Consider the following 20,276-nt stretch of genomic DNA (forward strand, 5'->3'; position numbering starts at 1 on the left):
ATCGACCGGGCGTTCAGTTGAAGAAGGCGGTCAGGCCCAACAGGCCGCAATTGGGTTCGTTGACGAGGTAGAGCGGCACGTCCCGCAGATAGGCGGCCATCCGTCCCTTGGCCTCGAAGCGTTCGCGCACGAGCGCCCGATCCAGCATCTCGGCCCAGGACAGCACCGTCGCGCTGATGATGTAGACCCCGCTGCGCGCACCGGCCATCAGGACCAAGTTGCCGGACACCGCGCCCAGCCAGCCTGAGACCAGGGCGAAGGTTTCGCGCGCGATCGGATCTCCCTGACGCGCCGCCGCCAGCAGCGCCGCCATGTCGATGGGCCGCGCCGGCGCGCCGGCCAGGACCGACAGCGCGTAGGCGACGTCCAGAACTCCCTGCCCGGACAGGACGTGCTCGGTCGAGACATGGCCGTGCATGTCGCGCAGCACGCCGATCACCTCGGCCTCACGGGCGTTGGCCGCCGCAAGGTCCACGTGGCCGCCCTCGGCCGCCGCGGCCATCCAGCCGACGAAGCCGTCCGGATTGAGAATGGACATGCCGACACCGCCCTCGGAGGGGCCGATGGCGCCGGCCGGGGCGTCGCGATGCGGCGCGCCGCCGCCGATCTGCTCCAGGGCCGGCCCGTCCAGCAGCGGCACGGCCATCGCCCTGGCGGTGAAATTGTTGACCAGATGCAGACGGTGCAGATCCAGTCGCTCGGCGATGACGTCGGCTTCCAGTCGCATGGGCGAGTGGGTCAGCTGGATGACGCCGTCCAGGTTGGGGCCCGGCGCGGCGACGCCGACGCCAAGGACCGGCCCGTCGAAGCCGTCGCGGAGCTTGACCAGGAGCGCGATGAGCTCGTCCTGGCTGGCGCAGTCCACCGTCTTGACGTCCGTCGGCGTCCCGCCGCGTTCGACCAACGCGATGCTCGCGCGCAGGCCGTTCACGTCCGCCAGCAGTATGTGCGGGATCTGGTCTCTCGGGTCGGTCATGACTTGATCTCCCCAATCGTCGACGCCAGGCGGACACGCGGCGCGCACGGTCGCGCGTCGCACAGTAGGAGTCTCCGCAAAGACGCGCCATCGGCCAATGGGGCGCGGCGTCGCAGCCCCGGCCTCAGAACTCCTGCCACTCGCCCGGACGCGATCCGGGCTGCACCTTCAGCGCGGCGCCGCCCTGCACGTACCGCTGACGGAAGCTCTCCCGGGTCGGGGCCGCCGCCGGACGCGACGCGGGGGCCGCCGGGCGGCGCTCGACGCGCGCGGGTATCTCGTGGACCACCACCCCGACCTGGAAGCGGCCGATCAGGCGCTCCAGCTCGGCGGCCTCGGTGGAGAGGGCATGGCTGGCGGCGGTCGACTGCTCGACCATGGCGGCGTTCTGCTGGGTGACCTGGTCCATCTGGTTGACGGCCTGGTTCACCTCGGCCAGGCCCACGGCCTGCTCCTTGGACGAGGCGGCGATCTCGCCGACCAGATCGTTGATCTCGGCCACCTGGGTGAGGATCTGCTCCAGGGTCTCGCCGGTCTCGCCCACCAGCTTGACGCCCTTGCCGACCTGGTCGGTCGACGCGCTGATCAGGCCCTTGATCTCCTTGGCCGCGTCGGCCGAGCGCTGGGCCAGGGCCCGGACCTCCTGGGCGACGACGGCGAAGCCACGACCGGCGTCCCCAGCCCGCGCCGCCTCGACGCCCGCGTTCAGGGCCAGGAGGTTGGTCTGGAAAGCGATCTCGTCGATGACGCCGATGATCTGGGTGATCGACCGCGAGGACTTCTCGATGCCGCCCATGGCCTGGACGGCCTCCTTGACCACCGCGCCGCTGCGTTCGGCGGCGGCCTTGGCGCTGATCGTCACCTGACGGGCCCGCTCGGCGCCTTCCGAGCTGCGCTTGACCGTGGCGGTGAGCTGGTCGAGGGCGGCGGCGGTCTGCTCCAGGCCCGCGGCCTGGCGTTCCGTGCGTTGCGCGAGGTCGTCTGAGGCGCTGCTGATCTCGGCGCAGCCGCCGCGGATGCTGCGGGCGGCGGTCAGGATGCCGGCCATGGTCGCCTGCAGGCTCTCGACGGCGGCGTTGAAGTCGCGCGGCATCTTGACCGCGTCGCCCTGGAAGTCGTCCTCGCCCATGCGCCAGATCAGGTCGCCGTCGGCCAGACGCTCCATACCCTCGCCGAGCGCGGAGACGGCCTTGGCCTGGGCGGCGGCGAAGGCCTGCGCCTCCTGCTCGTGACGCCGGCGCTCGGCCTCGGCCACGGCGCGTTCGGCCTCCTGCTCGGCCCGGCGGCGCTGGCCGTCGGCCAAGTCGTGGCGGAAGCCGTCGAGGGCGCGGGCGATGGCGCCGATCTCGTCGCCGCCCTCAACGCCCGGGACGGCCTCGTCGTAGCGACCGGCGCTGAGCTTGTCGACGCTGCGGGTCAGGCCGTTCAGCGGCGTCTTGACCAGCGCGGCGCTGGCGAAGAACAGCGCGGCCAGCACGGCGGCGGTGATGACAAGGCCGCCGATGAACAGGATCCGGGCCAGGCGGTCGGCCGGGCCGGTGATGGCGGCCACCGGCACGTCCATCACGAGGGCCCAGGTGGTGTTCAGGGCCGGCATCGGCACAGGACGGATGATGCGGGCCATCGGGACGCCATCAGCGATCACGCCCTTAACCTCGACGGCCTCGCCGCCGGCCAGCACGCCCGGCACTTGGTCGGCGCCAGCGTCGGCATAGGGCTGCATGCGCTTGGCCGCGTCGGGATGGGCGACCCACTTGCCCGTCGACGACAGCATCATCACCCGGCCACCGCCCAGCGGCTTCAGGGTGCCCAGCTTCCTGGAGACGCTGTCCAGGGCCATGTCGAGGCCGGCCACGCCGATGAAGCGCCCGTGCGAGGTCACCGGATAGACGACCGAGGTCATCAGCACCGACTTGCCGGCCACCGTGTAGGGATAGGGCTCGACGACCGCCGCCTTGCCGGTCTGCTGCGGGATCGTGAAATAGGCCTCGGCGAAGTCATCCACGCCGTTCAGCGGCTCGAAGATCACCTTGTCGCCGTCGTGCACCCAGTACGGGGTGAAGGCGCCGATCTTGTTGGAGCCCGTCTCGGTCTTGCCGGCGAACTCGGCGTCCTTGCCGTCGAAGTCCTTGCCCATGAACCAGCTGCCCAGGACCATGTCCGAGGACTCGGCGTTGGGCTTGAGCATGCCGACCACTGTCGCGCGGTCGGTCATGCCGGCCTCGTGGGCGGCGCCGATCGAGACGGCCATGGCCCGCGCGGTCGACTGCACCTTGCCGATGTCGGCCTGGACGCTCTGGATCGCGTCATCGGCCACCGCGCCGGCGTAGCGGTTGGTCAGGCCCGAGACGATTGCGCTGGTGTGCGACGACACCGCCACCGCCGCCCCGATCAACAGGAGGCCGATCGCCAGGCCCGCCACCAGGATCAGTTTCCAGGCGATGGTCAAACGGCGGAACGCTGGCATTTCAGGAGGTCTCCGGCCACGAGGATGGCTGTTAACCATGTCTTCGCGGCCGAATCCTAAAGCGCTCGTTAACTATGCCGTGGACGCGGCGAACTGCGACAATCCGCGCGCTGGAACAGCCACCCTAACGCGAGAAGCGGGCCTTCACGGGCGCGTAGTTGTCCCAGACTTGACCGTCGCTGACCGAGCGCAGCAGCTTGACGTATTCGGCGTGGCTCCAGGCCAGCGGGGTGGCGCTATCGGTGCCCTCGCCGCGCGTGTACGCATGCGGGCTCTCCGCGCCGACGCCGTCCCAGACCTGCTCGGGGATCAGCAGACCCTCGTTGGCGAACAGCTCCATGGCCTTGACGTAGGTGTCGCGGATCTTCTTGACCGCCGCCGGATCGGGCTTGCCCGACAGGCCGGCCAGCGCCAGTTCGTAGTGGCCGCGCTCGCCGGTGAAGATCGGCCACACCCGGCCGCGCTGGCCCGGACGCATCTGGTCGCCCTCGCCATAGTTCGCGCCGCTCTTGGTGTCCTCGCCGTAGCCGTCGACGCCATAGCGCCGCCAGCCGGGGAAGCGGCCTTCAACGCCCAGGAAGGTGAAGCTGTAGCGCACGCGATAGAGGTCCTCCATCGCCTCGTCGTCCAGCTTGGGCAGGGTCGCGACGATGGCCGGGTCGTCGGCGCGGCGCACGCCGTAGCGGACCAGCTCGAGGAAGCCGGCGTCCAGCATCTTGTCTTCCGGCACGGCCGCCTGACCGTTGCGCTCCTCGACCGGGCTCTTGTTGTCCGGATCCTGGTCGCCGTTGAGGCGCAGATAGTAGTGGCCGTCGCCGAACGCGCCCTTGGTCGTGACCATGCGGGCCTCGACCTTGGACGAGTAATCGTCGGCGGTCTTGCGGTAGAGCTCGGCGCCGGCCTTGTCGCCCGCTGTCTCGGCGATGTCGCCGGCGACCACCAGGCCCGCGATCACGGCGGCGGTCGTCGAGGGCGAATAGCCGCCCTGCTCTTCCCAACGCTCCTGCTGGGTGAACGGCGGCGTGATCGTCGAGTGGTTCCAGCCCAGGTCGACCTTGCCCCCCTTGACCAGGAAGTCGGCCGCAGGTTTGAGCATCTTGCCGTAATAGGCCTTCAGCTCGGGCTCGGAGAGCCAGCCCAGCTTCCAGAGCTTCCAGCCCAGCATGATCGGCATGGCCGTCTGGTCCAGCTGGACGCCGACCCATTCGGGCGTGCCATCGACATGCGACTTCTGCAGGAACCAGCCGCCGTCGCCCGTATTGCCCGGAGTCTTGGGGCCGACCTGCACGGTGGGCAGGTAGTGGAACGCCGCCAGGGGCGTGTCCCTGTCGCCCAGGGCCGCCAGGGCCATGGCGCACTGGTAGAAGTCGCGCGGCCAGACGGCCTTATACCCCGTAGAGGACTTGGTGGCGTCGACCGTGTCGCCCCACGGGTTCGACAGCGAGGCGATCAGGGCGCCGGCGTGGGTGCGGTCCTCCTGGACCTTCAGCATCAGGGCCGAGGCCTGGACCAGCTTGCCTCCGTCCTCCGAGGCCTCGCGCAGACGCGGCAGCTCGGTAAGCGAGGCCAGGTAGTCCTCCCAGCCCACGCGCGCGCCCTCGCCGTTGAAGCGGGCCAGCACCTCGGCGTAGCCGGTCTTCAAGGTGGCCGAAGCCGCGGCGTCGGCGACCTTGGCGTCGGGGCCGAAGCCCAAGGCGAAGTCGAAGGTCGCTTCCTTGGCGACGGCCGACAGTTGGCCGGTCAGGACGATCGCGCCCTTGGCGGAGGTCGTCGTGGCCTTCAGGTCCGCCAGGGCGTCGCCGTCCTTCAGCACGCTGGCGCCAGCCTTGGCGAACGGCTTGGCCCCCTTCAAGCTTAGATGCGCCTTGCCTTCGAAGGCCGTCAGGGCGGTCGACGAGGCCGCGCCCGTGTCGCCGCCGCCGGTGTTGGCCATGTGCGGCTCGAGCACCAGGGTCGGGGTCACCGGGCCCTTCAGCGCCTTGACCGTGACGCGCACGAACAGGCTGTCGCGGTCGGGATCGGTGAAGATCCGCTTTTCGATGACGAAGCGGCCTTGGCGGTCGGTGGTGGTGATCTTGTAGGCCGGCGACAGCGGCCGGCCGGCGGCGTCGACGTGCAGATATTCGGTCTTCGAGGTCGTGTCCGCGCCCTCGACCGCCAGGCCCGTCGCGGTCTGGACGGCGATGCGCATCTGCTTGATCTGGGCCTCGTGGATCAGGCCGTACATGGTCTCGGTCAGCACGCCGTCGGCGATCGAGAACCAGACCTTGGACACCGCCCCGGTCTTGCCGCCGGCCTTGTAGGCCCCGTTCACATAGGCCTCGTAGGACGCGCCGACGCCGGTCTTGGCCGAATAGGCCCAGGTGGTGGGCGTGGCGGCGTGCGCCGCGCTGGCGGTCAGGGCGGCCGAGGCCAGGGCGAGAAGTTTCAGGCTGCGCATGGCGAGGACTCGTCAGGCTGGAAGGGAAAGGAATTCAGGCCGGCTTGGCGGCGTCAGGACGGCGTTGGGTGTCGGTGTCGCGAACGGCGAAGGTCGCGGCCGCCGCGATCGCGAACGAGGCCGCGCCCAGCACCAGGGCGAAGATCGCCTGGCCGCCGAAGAAGGTCTTGAGCAGCAGGCCCAGCACCGTCGCCGCCAACAGCTGCGGGATGACGATGAAGAAGTTGAAGATGCCCATGTAGACGCCCATCTTCCGCGCCGGCAGGGCCCCGGCCAGGATCGAGTACGGGGCCGACAGGATCGAGCTCCAGGCGAAGCCGACGCCGACCATGCCGATCCACAACAGGCCCGGCTGGCGGATCAGCAGGAACGACAACAGGCCCAGCGCGCCAAGGCCCAGGCAGATCGCGTGGCTGACGCGGCGGCTGGTGGCCTGTACCATCAGCGGAATGAGCAGGGCCGCCAGGGCCGCGACGCCGTTGTAGACGGCGAACAGCACGCCCACCCAGTCCGCACCCTGGTTATAGGCCTTGGACGCCGCGTCCGTGGCGTGGAAGTGGACCGCCGCCACCGCCGGGGTCGTGTAGATCCACATGGCGAACAGGCCAAACCACGAGAAGAACTGCACCACCGCCAGCTGGCGCATGGTCCTGGGCATCCGAAAGACGTCGGACAGGACTTCCGAGAAGCCGTTGTCCGTCCGGCCGATGCGCTTGAACCGCGCGCCGGCGACGCCCGCCACGCCGAACACGAAGATCAGGCCGGCCAGGACATAGAGTTCCTTCTCCAGGCCCGCGCCCCAGACCAGCAAGGCCAGGGCGAGCCCGCCCAGCACGCCGCCAACGCCCAGAGCGACGTAGGCGTTGACCGAGGGCTCGGGTTCTTCATGCGGGCCGAAGCCCAGCGCCTCGTGCTCGGCGACCTCGAAGGCGGCGAGCTGGTCGGGGCTGTATTCCCTGGTCGTGAACACCGTCCACAGCACGGCCAGCAGCAGGCCCGCGCCGCCGGTGTAGAAGGCGATGCGCACCGCGTCGGGGATCTGGCCGGCCGGCGCGGTGTTGGCCACCTGGAACCAGTTGGTCAGCATCCACGGCAGGGCCGAGGCCAGCACCGCGCCCAGGCCGATGAAGAAGCTCTGCATGGCGTAGCCGGTGGCCCGCTGCGCGTCGGGCAGGTTGTCGCCGACGAAGGCCCGGAACGGCTCCATGGTGATGTTGATCGAGGCGTCCATGATCCACAGCGCCGCGGCCGCCACCCACAGGGTCGGCGAGTTGGGCATGACGACCAGCGCCAGGGTGGTGAGGATCGCGCCCCAGAAGAAGTACGGCCGACGACGGCCCAGGCGGCCCCAGGTCTTGTCGGAAAGGTGGCCAATGATCGGCTGGACCAGCAGGCCCGTGGCCGGCGCGGCGATCCACAGGATCGCCAGGTGGTTCACATCGACGCCCAGGGTCTGGAAGATGCGGCTGGTGTTGGCGTTCTGCAGGCCGAAACCGATCTGGATTCCGAAGAAGCCAAAGCACATGTTCCAGATCTGCAGGAAACTGAGCCTCTGCCTGGCCATGGATCCTCCGCCCCACTCCGACCGCCGGTTGCTTCCGGCTGGTTCGCAAGTTTTTTCATAAACTGACCTGGTCGGCATTTGCGCACGCGTCGCCGTCACGCGCAACGCAAATTCCATACTTTATTGGATTTTCGAGTTCAGTCCGGGCGGTCCTTCGCCCGCCACTTCCGCGCTTCGCGCCCTGAGCTTCAACATTATTTGCAGTAGTTTTCACGACGAAATTTCAACCGGAGCCACCCTCGCCCGGCTTGCAAACCCGCCCGAACGGCGCCTTATGGGCGATTGAAAAAGTTTGCAGAAATCTTTGCATTGGGGACGGCGTAGGTGAGCAAGGGGGCGACGCGACTGGAGGATCTGGCCAAGCTGGCGGGGGTCTCGATCTCGACCGCGTCGCGGGCCCTCAACGACAGCCCGGCCGTCAACAAGCGCACCAAGCAGCTGATCTGGAAGCTGGCGCGCGAGATGGACTATCCGTTCCGCCGCTACATGCCCGCCGGCCCGATCGGGGCCGAGGCGACGATCGCCATCGTCACGCCTCGTCCACAAGGGCGTGACAGCGGCATGTCCGACCCGTTCTTCCTGGAGCTGCTGGCCGGCGTTGGCGAGGCGGCGCGTGAGCGCGGCTGCGACGTGATCCTCAGCCACATCGCCCCGGCCAATTTCGAGGACCTGTCGGCGGCCATGACCACCAGCCGGGCCGAGGGCGTGATCTTCCTCGGCCAGAGCTCGCTGCACGCGGCCTTCAACCGCCTGGCCGAGACCGAGACCCGCTTCGTGGTCTGGGGCGCGCAGTTCCCCGACCAGGCCTATTGCTCGGTGGGCTCGGACAACATCCAGGGCGGCCGCCGCGCCACGCTCCACCTGGCGCGCCTCGGCCGCAAGCGCATCGTCTTCCTGGGCGACACCGAGGCGCCCGAGGCCATGCACCGCCATCGCGGCTATCTGGAAGCGCTGGAGCAGGCCAAGCTGGGCGTCGATCCGGATCTGATCGTGCCGGCCCACTTCGAGGTCGAATCGGCCGAGGCCGCGGTCGACAGCCTGATCCACCACGGCGTGACCTTCGACGGCGTCGTCGCCGCCTCGGACCTGATCGCCCTGGGCGCCATCCGCGCGCTGAAGCACGCGGGCCTGTCGGTCCCGGGCGACGTCTCGGTGATGGGCTTCGACAATGTGCCCTTCAGCCGCTACGCCAGCCCCGCCCTCAGCACCATCGCCCAGGACACCGCCAAGGCCGGCCGGCTGATGGTGTCCAAGCTCCTGGACAGCGGCGAACGCGCCAGCCGGTCGGAACGGGTGCCGACCGACCTGATCATCCGGGAAAGCTGCGGCGGCTGACCGCTTGAAGTGCGGATTTCGGTGTGGAGCCCCATCAACCGCGACGCCTAACGCCCGAAAATCCACGGCACGGAGACGGCGATGCGGGATGAGGATCTGGAAGCGGCGGCCAGCAAGGCCCCGGCCGTCACCCTGGGCTTCTGGGTCATCAAGATTCTGGCCACGACCCTGGGCGAGACCGGCGGCGATACGCTGAGCATGACCTTGAACCTGGGCTACCTGCTCAGTTCGGCGATCTTCCTGACCATCCTGCTGGCCTTCGTCGCGGGCCAGGTCACGGCGCGGCGCTTCCACCCGCTCCTGTACTGGGCGACGATCGTGGCCTCGACCACCGCCGGCACGACCATGGCCGACTTCGCCACGCGCTCACTGGCGATCGGCTATGCCGGCGGCTCCCTGCTGCTGCTGGGCTGCGTGCTGGCGTCGCTGGCGGCGTGGCGCGCCGCGCTGGGCCGGATCGACGCCGACGACATCCATTCGCCCAGGGCCGAGCTATTCTACTGGGTGACGATCACCTTTTCCCAGACCCTGGGCACGGCGCTGGGCGACTGGACCGCCGACACCGCCAACCTGGGCTATATCGGCGCGGCGATCATCTTCGCGGGAATGCTGGCCCTCGTGGCGGCGCTGCATTTCCGCACCCGGGCCAGCAAGGTCGTGCTGTTCTGGGCCGCCTTCATCCTGACCCGGCCGTTGGGCGCGGCGGTCGGCGACTTCCTGGACAAGCCTTTGGATCACGGCGGCCTGGCGCTGAGCCGGCCGCTCGCCTCGGCCGCGCTGGCGGCGGCGATCGTCGCGCTGATCCTGGTCCTGCCCCAGCGCAGCGGCCAGCACGCGCCGGCCGCCGAGACCTAGCCTCGCCGCGCGATCAGCCCCGCGCAGGGCGGCATGTCACCCTCGCCGCCCAGGTTGACGCCGTCGATCATCGCCCAGCCTTCGGGCAGCGACCAGCTCACGGCCTCGTGGCCCAGGTTGAAGGCCAGCAGCAGCGCGCCTTCGCCCTCGCCGCGCTGGAAGATCAGCAGCGGACTGTTGGTGTCGACGAAGCTGATCGCGCCGGTGCGCAGGGCGGCATAGGCCTTGCGCAGGCCGATCAGGCGGCGGGCGACATGCAGGGTCGAGGTCGGGTCCGCCTCCTGGGCGTCGACGGCCAGTGGCAGGTGCTCGGGATCGACCGGCAGCCACGGCTCGACCGCCGAGAAGCCGGCATTGACCGCGCCCGACACCCACGGCATCGGCGTGCGAGCCCCGTCGCGCCCCAGGGTCTGGGGCCAGTTGGCGATGGCCTCAGGATCGACCAGGCGCTCGAACGGGACATTGGCCTGAGGCAGGCCCAACTCCTCACCCTGATAGACGAAGACGTTGCCGCGCAGGCCCATCAGCAGCAGCAGGCACATCTCGGCGAAGGCCTTGCGGTCGCGCCCCTCGGCCCAGCGCGACACCGCGCGCGGCGCGTCGTGGTTCGAGAAGGTCCAGGACGGCCAGCCCTCGCCGTCCGCGCCCGGCCACATGGCCGCGCCCTGCGGGATCATCGCGGGCGCCAGCTTGTCGGCGTAGAGATAGAGGAAGCCGTAGGCGCTGTTCAGGCGATCATCGCCCGCCGTGAACAGCTTCATCTCGCGATCGGCGTGGTCGCCGCCGACCTCGGCCACCGAGAACCGCCCGCCCGCTGCGTCGGTCAGCGCCCGCAGGCGGCCGAGGAACTTCGGGATGTCGGCGTGGCTCTGGTTGTGGATCTTGTCCTGGAAGTCGAACGGCCGCGTGCGCTTGCCGCCCGGCGGCAGCGGCGGGTTGTCCGTGAACTTCGGGTCGTGCATCGAGAAATTGATGGCGTCGAAGCGGAAGCCGTCCACACCCTTGTCGATCCAGAATTGGGTGACCGCCAGCAGGGCCTCCTGCACCGCCGGATTATGCAGGTTCAGCTGCGGCTGCGAGGCCAGGAAGTTGTGCATGTAGTACTGGCCGCGACGGGCGTCCCAGGTCCAGGCCGGCCCGCCGAACACCGACTGCCAGTTGCTGGGCGGGCTGCCGTCGGGCTTGGCGTCGGCCCAGACGAACCAGTCGGCCTTGGCGTTGGTCCGATCCTGGCGGCTCTCGGCGAACCAGGGATGCTCGTCCGAGGTGTGCGAGAAGACCAGGTCGATGATGATCTTCAGATCCAGCGCATGGGCCTTGGCGATCAGGGCGTCGAAGTCGCCCAGGGTCCCAAAGATCGGGTCGACGTCGCGATAATCCGAGACGTCGTAGCCGAAGTCCTTCATCGGCGAGGTGAAGAACGGCGACAGCCAAACCCCGTCAACGCCCAGCGAGGCGATGTGGTCGAGATGCGCCGTGACGCCCGGCAGGTCGCCGACGCCATCGCCGTTCGAGTCGGCGTAGCTGCGCGGATAGACCTGGTAGATGACCGCGCCGCGCCACCATTCGGCGTTCATCGACGTCTCCGCACCGGGGCGAGCAAGAACCTGAACTGTCACTATCGTCCCTCGGAAACGCAAATCTTGTAGTCGAGCGGCTTGAGCGCGATGGCATAGCTGCCCGGCGCGGCCGCGGTCGCGGCGCATGCGCCGTGCAGGGTCCGCCAGGCGACGGAGCCGGCCTCGACCGACACATTGGCCTTCAGCGGCTGGTCGCTGGTGTTGAATACGGCCAGCACCTCGGTCTTGCCCAGGATGCGCGAGACCGCCAGAAGGCCCGGCTGGTCGCCGGCGGCCCGGACCACCTGACGACCGTCGCGCAGGGCCGGCGTGGCGACGCGCAGCTTCGAGAGCTCGGCGATGCGCTGGTAGAGGACGCTGTCGGTCTTGAACGCCGAAATCGGCCCCTTGGCGGTCGAGCCGACCAGGCGGTTGTCGTTGTAGCTGGCGACCTGGCTTTCGAACATGTCCTCGCGGCTGTCGGAATAGTCGCCGTCGCCGGTGAAGCCCTGCTCGTCGCCGTAATAGATGGTGGGCGCGCCGCGCGCAGTCAGCATGATGGCGTTGGCCAGGGTCACGCGCGCCAGCAGCTCGCCGTCGGAGATGGCGGGCTTGGCTTTCAGCATGAACCAGCCGATGCGGCCCATGTCGTGATTGCCCAGGAAGGTCGGCAGCTGGCGCGCGCCGGCCTCGCCGCCTTCATAGGCCGGGTCGGCGGCGAAGACGCGGGCCAGGCGGTCGGTCCCGGTCCGGCCAATGGCGACGTCGGTCGCCGCCGACTGGAAGGCGAAGTCCAGCACCGCCGGCAGCTTGTCGACGCGGGTGTGGCTGGCCAGGATCGCGACATCGGGATCGAACACCTCGCCGAAGATGTGGAAGTTCGGGATGCCCCTGGCCTTGGCGCGCGCCAGCATCGCCGGGACGAAGGCCTGCCAGAACTCGGGGTTCACGTGGCGGGCGGTGTCGATGCGGAAGCCGTCGACGCCGAACTCGTCGATCCACCGGCCGTAGACCTCGATGAAGCCCTGGATGACCTGCGGGTTCTCGGTGAAGACGTCATCCAGGGTGGCGAAGTCGCCGGTCAGCGAGCTCTCGCCGGCGAACGTGCTCTCGCCCCGGTTATGGTAGTAGATCGGGTCGTTCAGCCATGCCGGCGCCTTGGCGTGCTCCTGCCCCGCCGGGATGTACGGCGTGTAGGCCCAGTCCGTCCGCTTGAGCTTGGAAAAGTCCTTGCCGTCGAAGCCGTCGTTGATCGGCGCGCCGCCGACCCCGCCCCGCCGCGTATAGGGATAGTCGGCGACTCCGCGATAGACGCAGCGGCTCTCCGGGCACTCGCGATACTGGATGATGTCCGCCGTGTGGTTCACGACGATGTCCATATAAACCTTCATGCCTCGGGCGTGGGCCGCGTCGACCAGGGCCTTGAAGTCGGCCTTAGTCCCCAGATGCGGATCGACATCGGTGAAGTCAGTGATCCAGTAGCCATGGTGCGCGGCCGACTCGTGGCCGGGCGGTCCCTGCACCGCGCGGTTCTTGAAGATCGGCGCCAGCCACACCGCCGTCGCGCCCAGGCCCTGGATGTAGTCCAGCCGTCGGGTCACGCCCTTGATGTCGCCGCCGTGATAGAAGCCCGCCCGCGTCGGGTCGAAGCCGTCGACCAGCGGGCCACCCTTCATCCCGCCGTGGTCATTGGTCGCGTCGCCATTTTCGAAACGATCGGGCAGGACGAAATAGATCACCTCGTCCTGCGGCTTGCGCAGCCGGTACGAGGCCAGGGATTGGGTGGGCGGAGCCGCCACGGCGCTCGTCGCCAGCGCGCTCGCGACCATCATGGTCAGCAGCGTCCTTCGCCAGGGCGTCAAGGCCGACATCGCTCCCCTCCCGTTGGCGGCGACCTCGATGATCGGATCGCCATTGCAACTCTTTGCAAGAATTTGCAGAGCCGATCGCAGGCTGTCAATCCGCCTTGTTGAAGGGATTTGCGTCCTACTCTTCGGAAAATGTCGCCAATGAGTGACGCAAAGAGGCCACAGGCGGCGCAATTCCGTTGCGAGCGCGGAACCCAGCTCAGCGTGTTTGCAATTTTTTGGGTTGATTACAGCTCGTTAATTTGCAGTAGTTTGCACCAACGGCCCGCGACACGATCAAAACGCGCAGAGCCGGACCAGGGAGGGTGAGACTCATGACCACTGAATTCGCGCGCCGTCGCGCTTGGCTGATGACCGGTGGAGCCACCGGCCTGGCCCTGGCCTTCGCCCTCGGCGGCGCGGCCCACGCCCAAGACACCGCCACCACCGCGCAGGACGACAGCAAGGTCGAGGAGATCGTCGTCACCGGCATCCGTCGCGGCATCGAAGGCGCCATTTCGCTGAAGAAGAGCTCGACCTCGATCGTCGAGGCGGTCTCGGCCGAGGACATCGGCAAGCTGCCGGACGTCTCGATCGCCGAGTCGATCGCGCGTCTTCCTGGGTTGACTGCACAGCGCCTCGACGGTCGCGGCCAGGTCATCTCGATCCGCGGCCTGGCCCCCGACTTCACCACCGCCCTGCTGAACGGCCGCGAGCAAGTCTCGACCGGCGACAACCGCGGCGTCGAGTTCGACCAGTATCCGTCGGAACTGCTGAGCGCCGTCGTGGTCTACAAGACCCCGGACGCGAGCCTGATCGGTCAGGGCCTGGCCGGCACCGCCGACATGCGCACCGTCCGCCCGCTGGCTTACGGCAAGCGCGCCCTGGCCATCGGCGCGCGCTACGAGTGGAACGACATCGGCGCCCTGAACGCCGGCACCAAGGCGCACGGCAACCGCCTGTCGATCTCGTATATCGACCAGTTCATGGACGGGAAGCTGGGCCTGGCCCTGGGCTACGCCCACATGGAGTCGCCCTATCAGGCCGAGCGCTGGAACTCGTGGGGCTATCCCACCGACGCGGCCGGCAACCTGGTGATCGGCGGCGCCAAGCCGTACGTGCAGTCCAGCATGCTGAAGCGCGACGGCGTCATCGGCGTCCTCGAATTCAAGCCGACCGACAACTTCAGCTCGTCGCTGGACGTCTTCTATTCGGAATTCAAGAACCACCAGATCCAGCGCGGCATCGAACTGCCGCTGGTCTGGGGCGGCGTGCCGCTGACCAACGCCCAGGCCTCGGGCGGCTTCGTCAACAGCGGGACGTTCAACGGCGTCAAAGGCGTCGTCCGCAACGACGGCAACGATCGCGACGCGACCATCAAGTCGGTCGGCTGGAACAACAAGCTGGAAGTCGGCGACGGCTGGACCCTGATCAGCGACCTCTCGTACTCGAAGGTCGAGCGCACCGACCAGATTCTCGAGACCTACGCCGGCACCGGCCGCTCGGGCACGGGCGCGACCGACAACATGACGTTCACGATGAACGGCGACGGCGTGGCGATCTTCAAGTCGACGCTGAACTACGCCGATCCCAACGTGATCAAGCTGACCAGCTCGCAGGGCTGGGGCAGCGACATCATCACCGGCGGCCAGGACGGCTATCTGAACAAGCCGACCATCGAGGACGAGCTGAAGGCGGCCCGCTTCTCGGTCAACCGCGCCCTGGATGACGGCCTCTCCAGCGTCGAGCTGGGCTTCAACTATAGCGAACGCTCCAAGGGCCTGGTGAACGACGAGTGGTTCCTGCGCGTGAAGGGCTCGCCCGCCAGCGTCACGATCCCCTCCTCGGCCCTCGTGGGCACGACCTCCCTGGCCTTCATCGGCATCCCGGGCATGGTCAGCTACGACCCGTTCGCCCTGGTCAATGGCGGGACCTACGACCTGGTCCGCAACCCGAACGCCGACGTGCTGGTCAAGAGCTGGGACGTCGAGGAGAAGGTCGCGGTCGGCTATCTGAAGGCCAATATCGACGCCGCCGTCGGCAGCGTGCCGGTGACCGGCAACTTCGGCTTCCAGATCGTCCACACCGACCAGGGCTCGACCGCCCTGGGCGCCAGCGGCACCGGTACGGGCGTGACCCGCACCAATCTGTCGGGCGGCAAGAAGTACGTCGACTTCCTGCCCAGCATGAACCTGCAGTTCGCCCTGCCCAACGAGCAGAGCCTGCGCTTCGCCGTCGCCCGCACCCTGGCCCGTCCGCGGATGGACCAGATGCGCGCCAGCAAGACCTTCAGCTTCGACCCGGCCAAGGGCGCCAACACCAATATCAACTTCTCGCCGTGGAGCGGCACGGGGGGCAATCCCGAGCTCGAGCCCTGGCGCGCCGACGCCTATGACGTGTCGTACGAGAAGTATTTCGGCCGTCAGGCCTACATCTCGCTGGCCGCCTTCTACAAGGACCTGAAGACCTACGTTTACGACCAGAGCGTGGTGTTCGACTTCACCGGCTTCCCGACCGGCGGCAACCCGGAGCCGGCCACGCGCCTGGGCCTGGTCACCACGCCGCAGAACGGCAAGGGCGGCGCGGTCAAGGGCGTCGAGTTCGCGGCCTCGATGCCGGGCGCGCTGCTGACCCCGATCCTGGACGGCTTCGGCGCCACCTTCAGCGCCTCGTACACCGAGAGCTCGATCCACCCGAACCCCAGCGACGCGGCCACCCCGATCCCGGGCCTGTCGAAGACCGTGGCCAACCTGACCGTCTACTACGAGAAGAACGGCTTCTCGTTCCGGATCAGCGACCGCTACCGCTCGAAGTTCCTGGGCGAGGTCTCGGGCTTCGGCAACGGCCGCAACTACCGGATGGTCAAGGGCGAGTCCGTGGTCGACAGCCAGATCGGCTACACCTTCAGCGACGGCCCGATGGACGGCCTGTCGCTGCTGGCCCAGGTCAACAACCTGACCAACGAGCCCTTCGTGACCTACCAGAACAACGACCCGCGCCAGGTCATCGACTACCAGAACTACGGCCGCACCTTCCTGGTGGGCCTGAACTACAAGTTCTAGTCGCCTCTCCTTCCCCAAAGCCTGCGGCGCCCCTGTCGGACCTGTCCGACAGGGGTTCTTTTTTGGCCGCTAGGGCTTCGGATCCGATGCCGACGCCGGCGCGCAGGCGCGGGTGACCTTCAGCGAGCCGCCGCCGGGCTGGCTCCTGTCCAGCGTCAGGTCGACGGTCCGTTCGCAGCCTTCGTCCAGGATCTTAACGGCCTGGGCCAGGGCCACGGGATCGGCGGCCAGGCCCGCGCAGCCCGACAGGGCGACGGACAGCAAAAGACCCGCCATCGGGCCGATGACGTGTTTCATCGAACGCTCCTTCATGGTTGGAAACGGGGCTCAGCGCCCCAGGAAGACCGCGCGCTCGGCCTCGCGGCGGGCGACCAGGCCGGGCAGCTCGCGGCCGCCGGCGAACCGCCACATTCGGAAGGCGTCGGCCGCCCCCTGCACGTCGCCGGCGATCAGCCGTCGGCGCACGCTGCTGTCGGCGAAGTCCGGCCCGCCGCCGACCTCGCCGACGCCGATGTTGTAGGCGAGCGAGACCATGGCGCCGAGCTGGCCGTCGGTCAGCCGGGTCGCCGGGAACAGCGCCAGGACCTTGTCGCAGACGGCTTGCGCGTCGGCCTTCAGCAGCGCGTCGGCGTCGGCCCGGATCATCCCGGCCGGCCACCGCGCCCGCCACAGCCGATAGGCGGCCTCACGGTCCTTCACCGGCCGTCCGCCGACGAACAGGGCATGGCCCCAGCCGACGGTGTAGATGCCGACCGGGTCGGCCTGGGGCTCCAGCACGGCGGTCCCGCGATCGCCGTCGTGCAGCCCCTCGAACCGCTGGATCAGCGCGAGCGCGCAGGCGGGAACATCCCGCGCCGGAGGCGTGGGCATGGGTGGGTTTCCTTTCGTGTTGGGGTCAGGCGGTCAGGCGACCGCTTCTCTTGAAGGCCTGGCGGTCAGGCGACCGCCGGGGCGGCCGGCTCGTCGGCCAGGCCGTGGGCGGCGAGGATCCGGCGATAGGCCGAGACCCTGGCCTCCAACTGACGCTTCTCGCCTTCCAGCTGGGCGATGCGGGCATCCTTGTCGAGGATCATGCGGCTATGCTCGCGGCGCAGGTCGCTCAGTTCGGCCTCGACCTGTTCGAGGCGCTGGGCCAGGCGATCGGCTTCCTCGCGCAGGGTGTGGATCACCCCCGAGGCGGCGTCCTGCGCCATCTGCATCAGATCCGCCTCGGCCTTGCGGGCGATCGCCCGCCGGCCGAGGAGGTCCTTGATCACCGCATAGACCCCCGGCGCGGCCACGACGAGGTAGGGCCACGACTTGGCGATGACGGTGGGGATGTCCATGCGGGGCCTTTAGTTTTCCGCCAGGGGGTCTTCCGCGGGCGCCAGGGCGGCCTCGGGATCGATCCAGTCCCGCAGATGCCAGGCGTTGGACGCCCAGACCGCCGACTGGCCCGGCTCAGCCTCAGGGGGCAGGGGCGCGAGGGTCCAGGCCTCGTCCCAGCCTTCGTGCTCCTCGACCTCGCGCGAAACCCCGGTCCATTGCCCCAGCGCGTCGATATTATGGATTGTCAGCATGTCAGAGCGCCTTGATGTAGGGGGAAAGACCGGTTCCCCAGCCGGTGACGGCGGGGGTCTGGAACTGCGTGGTGGAGACGTCGAGGCCAGACCGTAGACCGGCGTTCTGTACGGAAATGACGATAGGCGAGGTCAGCGCCCCGCTGGCCCTGGCCACACCGACGATCCAATCCGTGCTTGCCAGGCCAGTCGCCAGCACCTTCCACGACACACCATCGGTTGAGCTCGCCAGCCCGCCGCCGGATCCAGCAGCGAGAAATTGAGCGCCATCGAAGATCAGCGACTGAACGGAAAAGCCGAGATTCGTCCCTTGTCCGAAGCCATCCGCGCCGGTCGAGGATGAGAACACCGTGCTGTTGCTGTAAGCGACAAAACGGTTTCCCCCTCCGACGACCTGGGAAAAATTGTAACCCGTTGGAGCCGTCACGGACTGCCAGGTCGCGCCGTTGTCATCGGAAATCCAGTTCGCCGACCAGCCGCTCGAAACAAACCAGCGTGAAAGCGTGGCGTTGTACGCGCTAGCGGAAATATACTGGCCTCCAGGATTGGATTTCTGGGTCCACGTCACGCCATCCAGAGACGTCGCGAGATAAGGCGCGTCATTGCTTCGTCCGCTTGCCATCCAGAATGAACCACTGCGGGTAAGGCTATACAGATCCTGGCTTGTCGCACCGAGAGGATGAGCACGCGCCGTCCAGCTGATCCCATCAACGGAACTGAACGCCGTCGTATGCGAACAAGCTAGGAATAGGCCGTTCGCGAAGACAAGCTTGTTGGGAAGCGCCCCCGTACCAAATGGGTTGGCTCTCTGCGTCCAAGTCACCCCGTCCGGCGAGGTCAGGGTGATCCAGGCCGAAGCGTTGTAAGCCCAGGCTAGAAAAAGACCTGCCCCATAGGCCACAAGGCCCGACTGGTAGATGCTCGCACGCAGCACCATCGGATTGACGTACGGTGGCAGAACCGACGCGAGCGCCGGATAGCTGGTGATCGCGTACAGCAGGCCCGTGCAGGGCAGCCATCGCGTCCCCGGATTGGCGGCTGCCTGGACCGCCGTGCCGACGGGATAGGCATGGATCGGCGCCGCCTGGGCGGTGCGTTCGGGCGTCATCCAGGTCCCTCCGTCGACGCCGACCTCGGCCTGCGCCTGGGTCGCGACGGGGAGCGGCCGACCGGCGGACAAGCCACAGTTCCAGGCTGCGAACGTACCCGAACCACCGATGGTGTCGACCTGGACGGTCGCCGCCCCGGTGCTCGTGTTGTAGGCGGTCAGGACGCCGGTCATCCAGTTCGTCGGCGAGGCAGAACTGGCCAGGAAGAAGCCCTGCCCCGCCACCCAAGCCTTGCCGGCCTGGGTGGTGAAGGTCTTGGTCCCCGTGCCGACGGCCAGCGAAGTCGTCGACGCGCCGTTGGTGCCCGGGGCGCTCAGGGCGCTGACGGCGCTGGCGGCGGCGGCCGTGCGATCGGCCCCGGTCTGGACCCGGTCGGCGGCCACCTGTGTCGTATTGGCGTTCACCTCGCCGGCCAGCGCGTTGGCCTGCGTCACGAAGGTCGGCAACTGGCCGAGGAAGGCGTCGGCGCGGGTGTTGAAGTTGGCGGGATCGTTGGTGGAGGGCGGCGTCGGGAGCGCCGTGATTTGAGCGGGCACGGATCAGACCTCTTCGAGTTCGAGGGAAATCAGGGCGTCCTCGGGCTGGTCCATCGTGATCGTGAACCGCTTGTAGACGCCGACGATGAGCAGGGCCGAGAAGTAGCCGCTGTCCTGGTCGTCCAGGCCCGACCACAGCGCGGGCACGGCGTTGAGGTCGTCGCGCAGCTGCAGGATCCGATCGACGTCGGACTTCTTGCAGCGCAGGCTCTGGACGGTGCGTGGCACCGAGCGGCGCGGCACCAGGGTGGCGGTCCCGAAGTCGTCGCGGTCGATCTTCGAGAAGTTCAGCGCGTCGCTCTCGGCCTCATGCAGGGTGCGGCCCAGATAGACCGACGAGCCCAGCACCACCCCGCCGCAGGTCACGTCGTCGTTGGCCTTGGTCAGGGTGATGGTGACGACGGCGTCGGTGTAGGGCGGCAGGTCGAAGCGGGCGAACTCCTGCCGGTAGCGGAACGCGCCGAAGAAGTAGTCGTACCAGCCGCTGGTCGGCCGGTTCAGCAGGTCGGCCGAGGCGGTGTAGACGGTCGATCCGGCCACCTTGACCGTGACGGTCACTGCGTCGGCGACCATGCCGACGACGCCGATCGAGTCTACGCGCTGGCCTGGCGTGATCGAGACCGTCAGCGGCGAGGTCGTTGTCGTGCCGGTGTTGCGCAGCAGGTCGAACATCGCCCAGCGGTTGGTCGGGCCGACGTCGATCCACCAGGTTCCGTCATCGGTCGTCGGATCGTGCGCCTTGTTAACGTTCGAGCTAACCCCAGCGGTATGCACGCCGCTTTGCGACCCCGTAATCGAAATCGGGCCAGCTCCCCCCGGATTGCTTGAGATCCTGAAGGTGTTGGCGGTGTCGGTGACAACAAAATAGGTCTGGGTCGTACTCAAGGGGCTCGGCAGCGAGCCCGTGGTAGCAAAAGCGACTTGAGTATCAGGGGCGAGGCCATGGTTCGGCCAAGTGATCACGGAT

General features: G+C 68.2%; 14 protein-coding genes and 1 pseudogene. 3 read left to right on the top strand and 12 right to left on the bottom strand.

Annotation, left to right across the window (positions count from 1 at the left end; all coding sequences use genetic code 11):
* Nucleotides 1–13 precede the first annotated feature (13 nt).
* The 4 genes from K8940_RS15005 to K8940_RS15020 form a co-directional block, all read right to left on the bottom strand.
* Nucleotides 14–976 carry a glucokinase gene (locus K8940_RS15005; RefSeq protein ID WP_223390786.1) on the bottom strand — a complete coding sequence of 321 codons (963 nt, stop codon included), beginning with the start codon at nucleotides 974–976 and terminating at the stop codon, nucleotides 14–16.
* Between the two features lie 124 nt (nucleotides 977–1,100).
* On the bottom strand, nucleotides 1,101–3,443 hold the full coding sequence (locus tag K8940_RS15010; protein ID WP_223390787.1) for a methyl-accepting chemotaxis protein: 2,343 nt from the start codon (nucleotides 3,441–3,443) through the stop codon (nucleotides 1,101–1,103).
* Nucleotides 3,444–3,567: 124 nt separating this feature from the next.
* Nucleotides 3,568–5,883: a glucan 1,4-alpha-glucosidase gene (locus K8940_RS15015; protein WP_223390788.1), complete on the bottom strand. Its 2,316-nt coding sequence runs from the start codon at nucleotides 5,881–5,883 to the stop codon at nucleotides 3,568–3,570.
* Nucleotides 5,884–5,917: 34 nt separating this feature from the next.
* Nucleotides 5,918–7,447, bottom strand: coding sequence for an MFS transporter (locus K8940_RS15020; RefSeq protein WP_223390790.1), 1,530 nt, complete (start codon nucleotides 7,445–7,447; stop codon nucleotides 5,918–5,920).
* A 248-nt stretch (nucleotides 7,448–7,695) separates the two neighbouring features.
* Between K8940_RS15020 and K8940_RS15025 the strand changes: the two are divergent.
* Nucleotides 7,696–8,782: pseudogene (locus tag K8940_RS15025) on the top strand (LacI family DNA-binding transcriptional regulator).
* An 81-nt stretch (nucleotides 8,783–8,863) separates the two neighbouring features.
* Nucleotides 8,864–9,637 carry a hypothetical protein gene (locus K8940_RS15030; RefSeq protein WP_223390791.1) on the top strand — a complete coding sequence of 258 codons (774 nt, stop codon included), beginning with the start codon at nucleotides 8,864–8,866 and terminating at the stop codon, nucleotides 9,635–9,637.
* Here K8940_RS15030 and K8940_RS15035 read toward each other — a convergent pair.
* Nucleotides 9,634–11,277 (bottom strand): alpha-amylase family glycosyl hydrolase, encoded by a 1,644-nt coding sequence (locus tag K8940_RS15035; RefSeq protein ID WP_223390792.1) that lies wholly within the window; start codon nucleotides 11,275–11,277, stop codon nucleotides 9,634–9,636. The genes K8940_RS15030 and K8940_RS15035 overlap by 4 nt on opposite strands.
* Complete coding sequence (locus tag K8940_RS15040; protein ID WP_223390793.1) at nucleotides 11,256–13,067, bottom strand: alpha-amylase family glycosyl hydrolase; 1,812 nt, start codon at nucleotides 13,065–13,067, stop codon at nucleotides 11,256–11,258. The genes K8940_RS15035 and K8940_RS15040 overlap by 22 nt, the downstream gene beginning before the upstream one ends.
* 311 nt (nucleotides 13,068–13,378) lie before the next feature.
* On the opposite strand from K8940_RS15040, the gene K8940_RS15045 reads away from it, so the two are divergent.
* On the top strand, nucleotides 13,379–16,105 hold the full coding sequence (locus K8940_RS15045) for a TonB-dependent receptor (RefSeq protein WP_223390794.1): 2,727 nt from the start codon (nucleotides 13,379–13,381) through the stop codon (nucleotides 16,103–16,105).
* 69 nt (nucleotides 16,106–16,174) lie between these two features.
* On the opposite strand, the gene K8940_RS15050 is transcribed toward K8940_RS15045, so the two are convergent.
* The 6 genes from K8940_RS15050 to K8940_RS15075 all read right to left on the bottom strand — a co-directional run bounded on the left by K8940_RS15050 (nucleotide 16,175) and on the right by K8940_RS15075 (nucleotide 20,083).
* Complete coding sequence (locus K8940_RS15050; protein WP_223390795.1) at nucleotides 16,175–16,402, bottom strand: hypothetical protein; 228 nt, start codon at nucleotides 16,400–16,402, stop codon at nucleotides 16,175–16,177.
* A gap of 30 nt (nucleotides 16,403–16,432) precedes the next feature.
* Nucleotides 16,433–16,975, bottom strand: a complete 543-nt coding sequence (locus tag K8940_RS15055; protein ID WP_223390796.1) for a lysozyme — start codon at nucleotides 16,973–16,975, stop codon at nucleotides 16,433–16,435.
* Nucleotides 16,976–17,040: 65 nt separating this feature from the next.
* Complete coding sequence (locus K8940_RS15060) at nucleotides 17,041–17,430, bottom strand: hypothetical protein (protein ID WP_223390799.1); 390 nt, start codon at nucleotides 17,428–17,430, stop codon at nucleotides 17,041–17,043.
* 9 nt (nucleotides 17,431–17,439) lie between these two features.
* On the bottom strand, nucleotides 17,440–17,664 hold the full coding sequence (locus tag K8940_RS15065) for a hypothetical protein (RefSeq protein ID WP_223390800.1): 225 nt from the start codon (nucleotides 17,662–17,664) through the stop codon (nucleotides 17,440–17,442).
* 1 nt (nucleotide 17,665) lies between these two features.
* Nucleotides 17,666–19,309 (bottom strand): hypothetical protein, encoded by a 1,644-nt coding sequence (locus K8940_RS15070; protein ID WP_223390802.1) that lies wholly within the window; start codon nucleotides 19,307–19,309, stop codon nucleotides 17,666–17,668.
* Between the two features lie 3 nt (nucleotides 19,310–19,312).
* Nucleotides 19,313–20,083 (bottom strand): hypothetical protein, encoded by a 771-nt coding sequence (locus tag K8940_RS15075; RefSeq protein ID WP_223390803.1) that lies wholly within the window; start codon nucleotides 20,081–20,083, stop codon nucleotides 19,313–19,315.
* Between the last annotated feature and the right edge of the window lie 193 nt (nucleotides 20,084–20,276).

Origin of the sequence: Caulobacter segnis, assembly GCF_019931575.1 — a bacterium.
Classification (GTDB): Bacteria; Pseudomonadota; Alphaproteobacteria; order Caulobacterales; family Caulobacteraceae; genus Caulobacter; species Caulobacter segnis_C.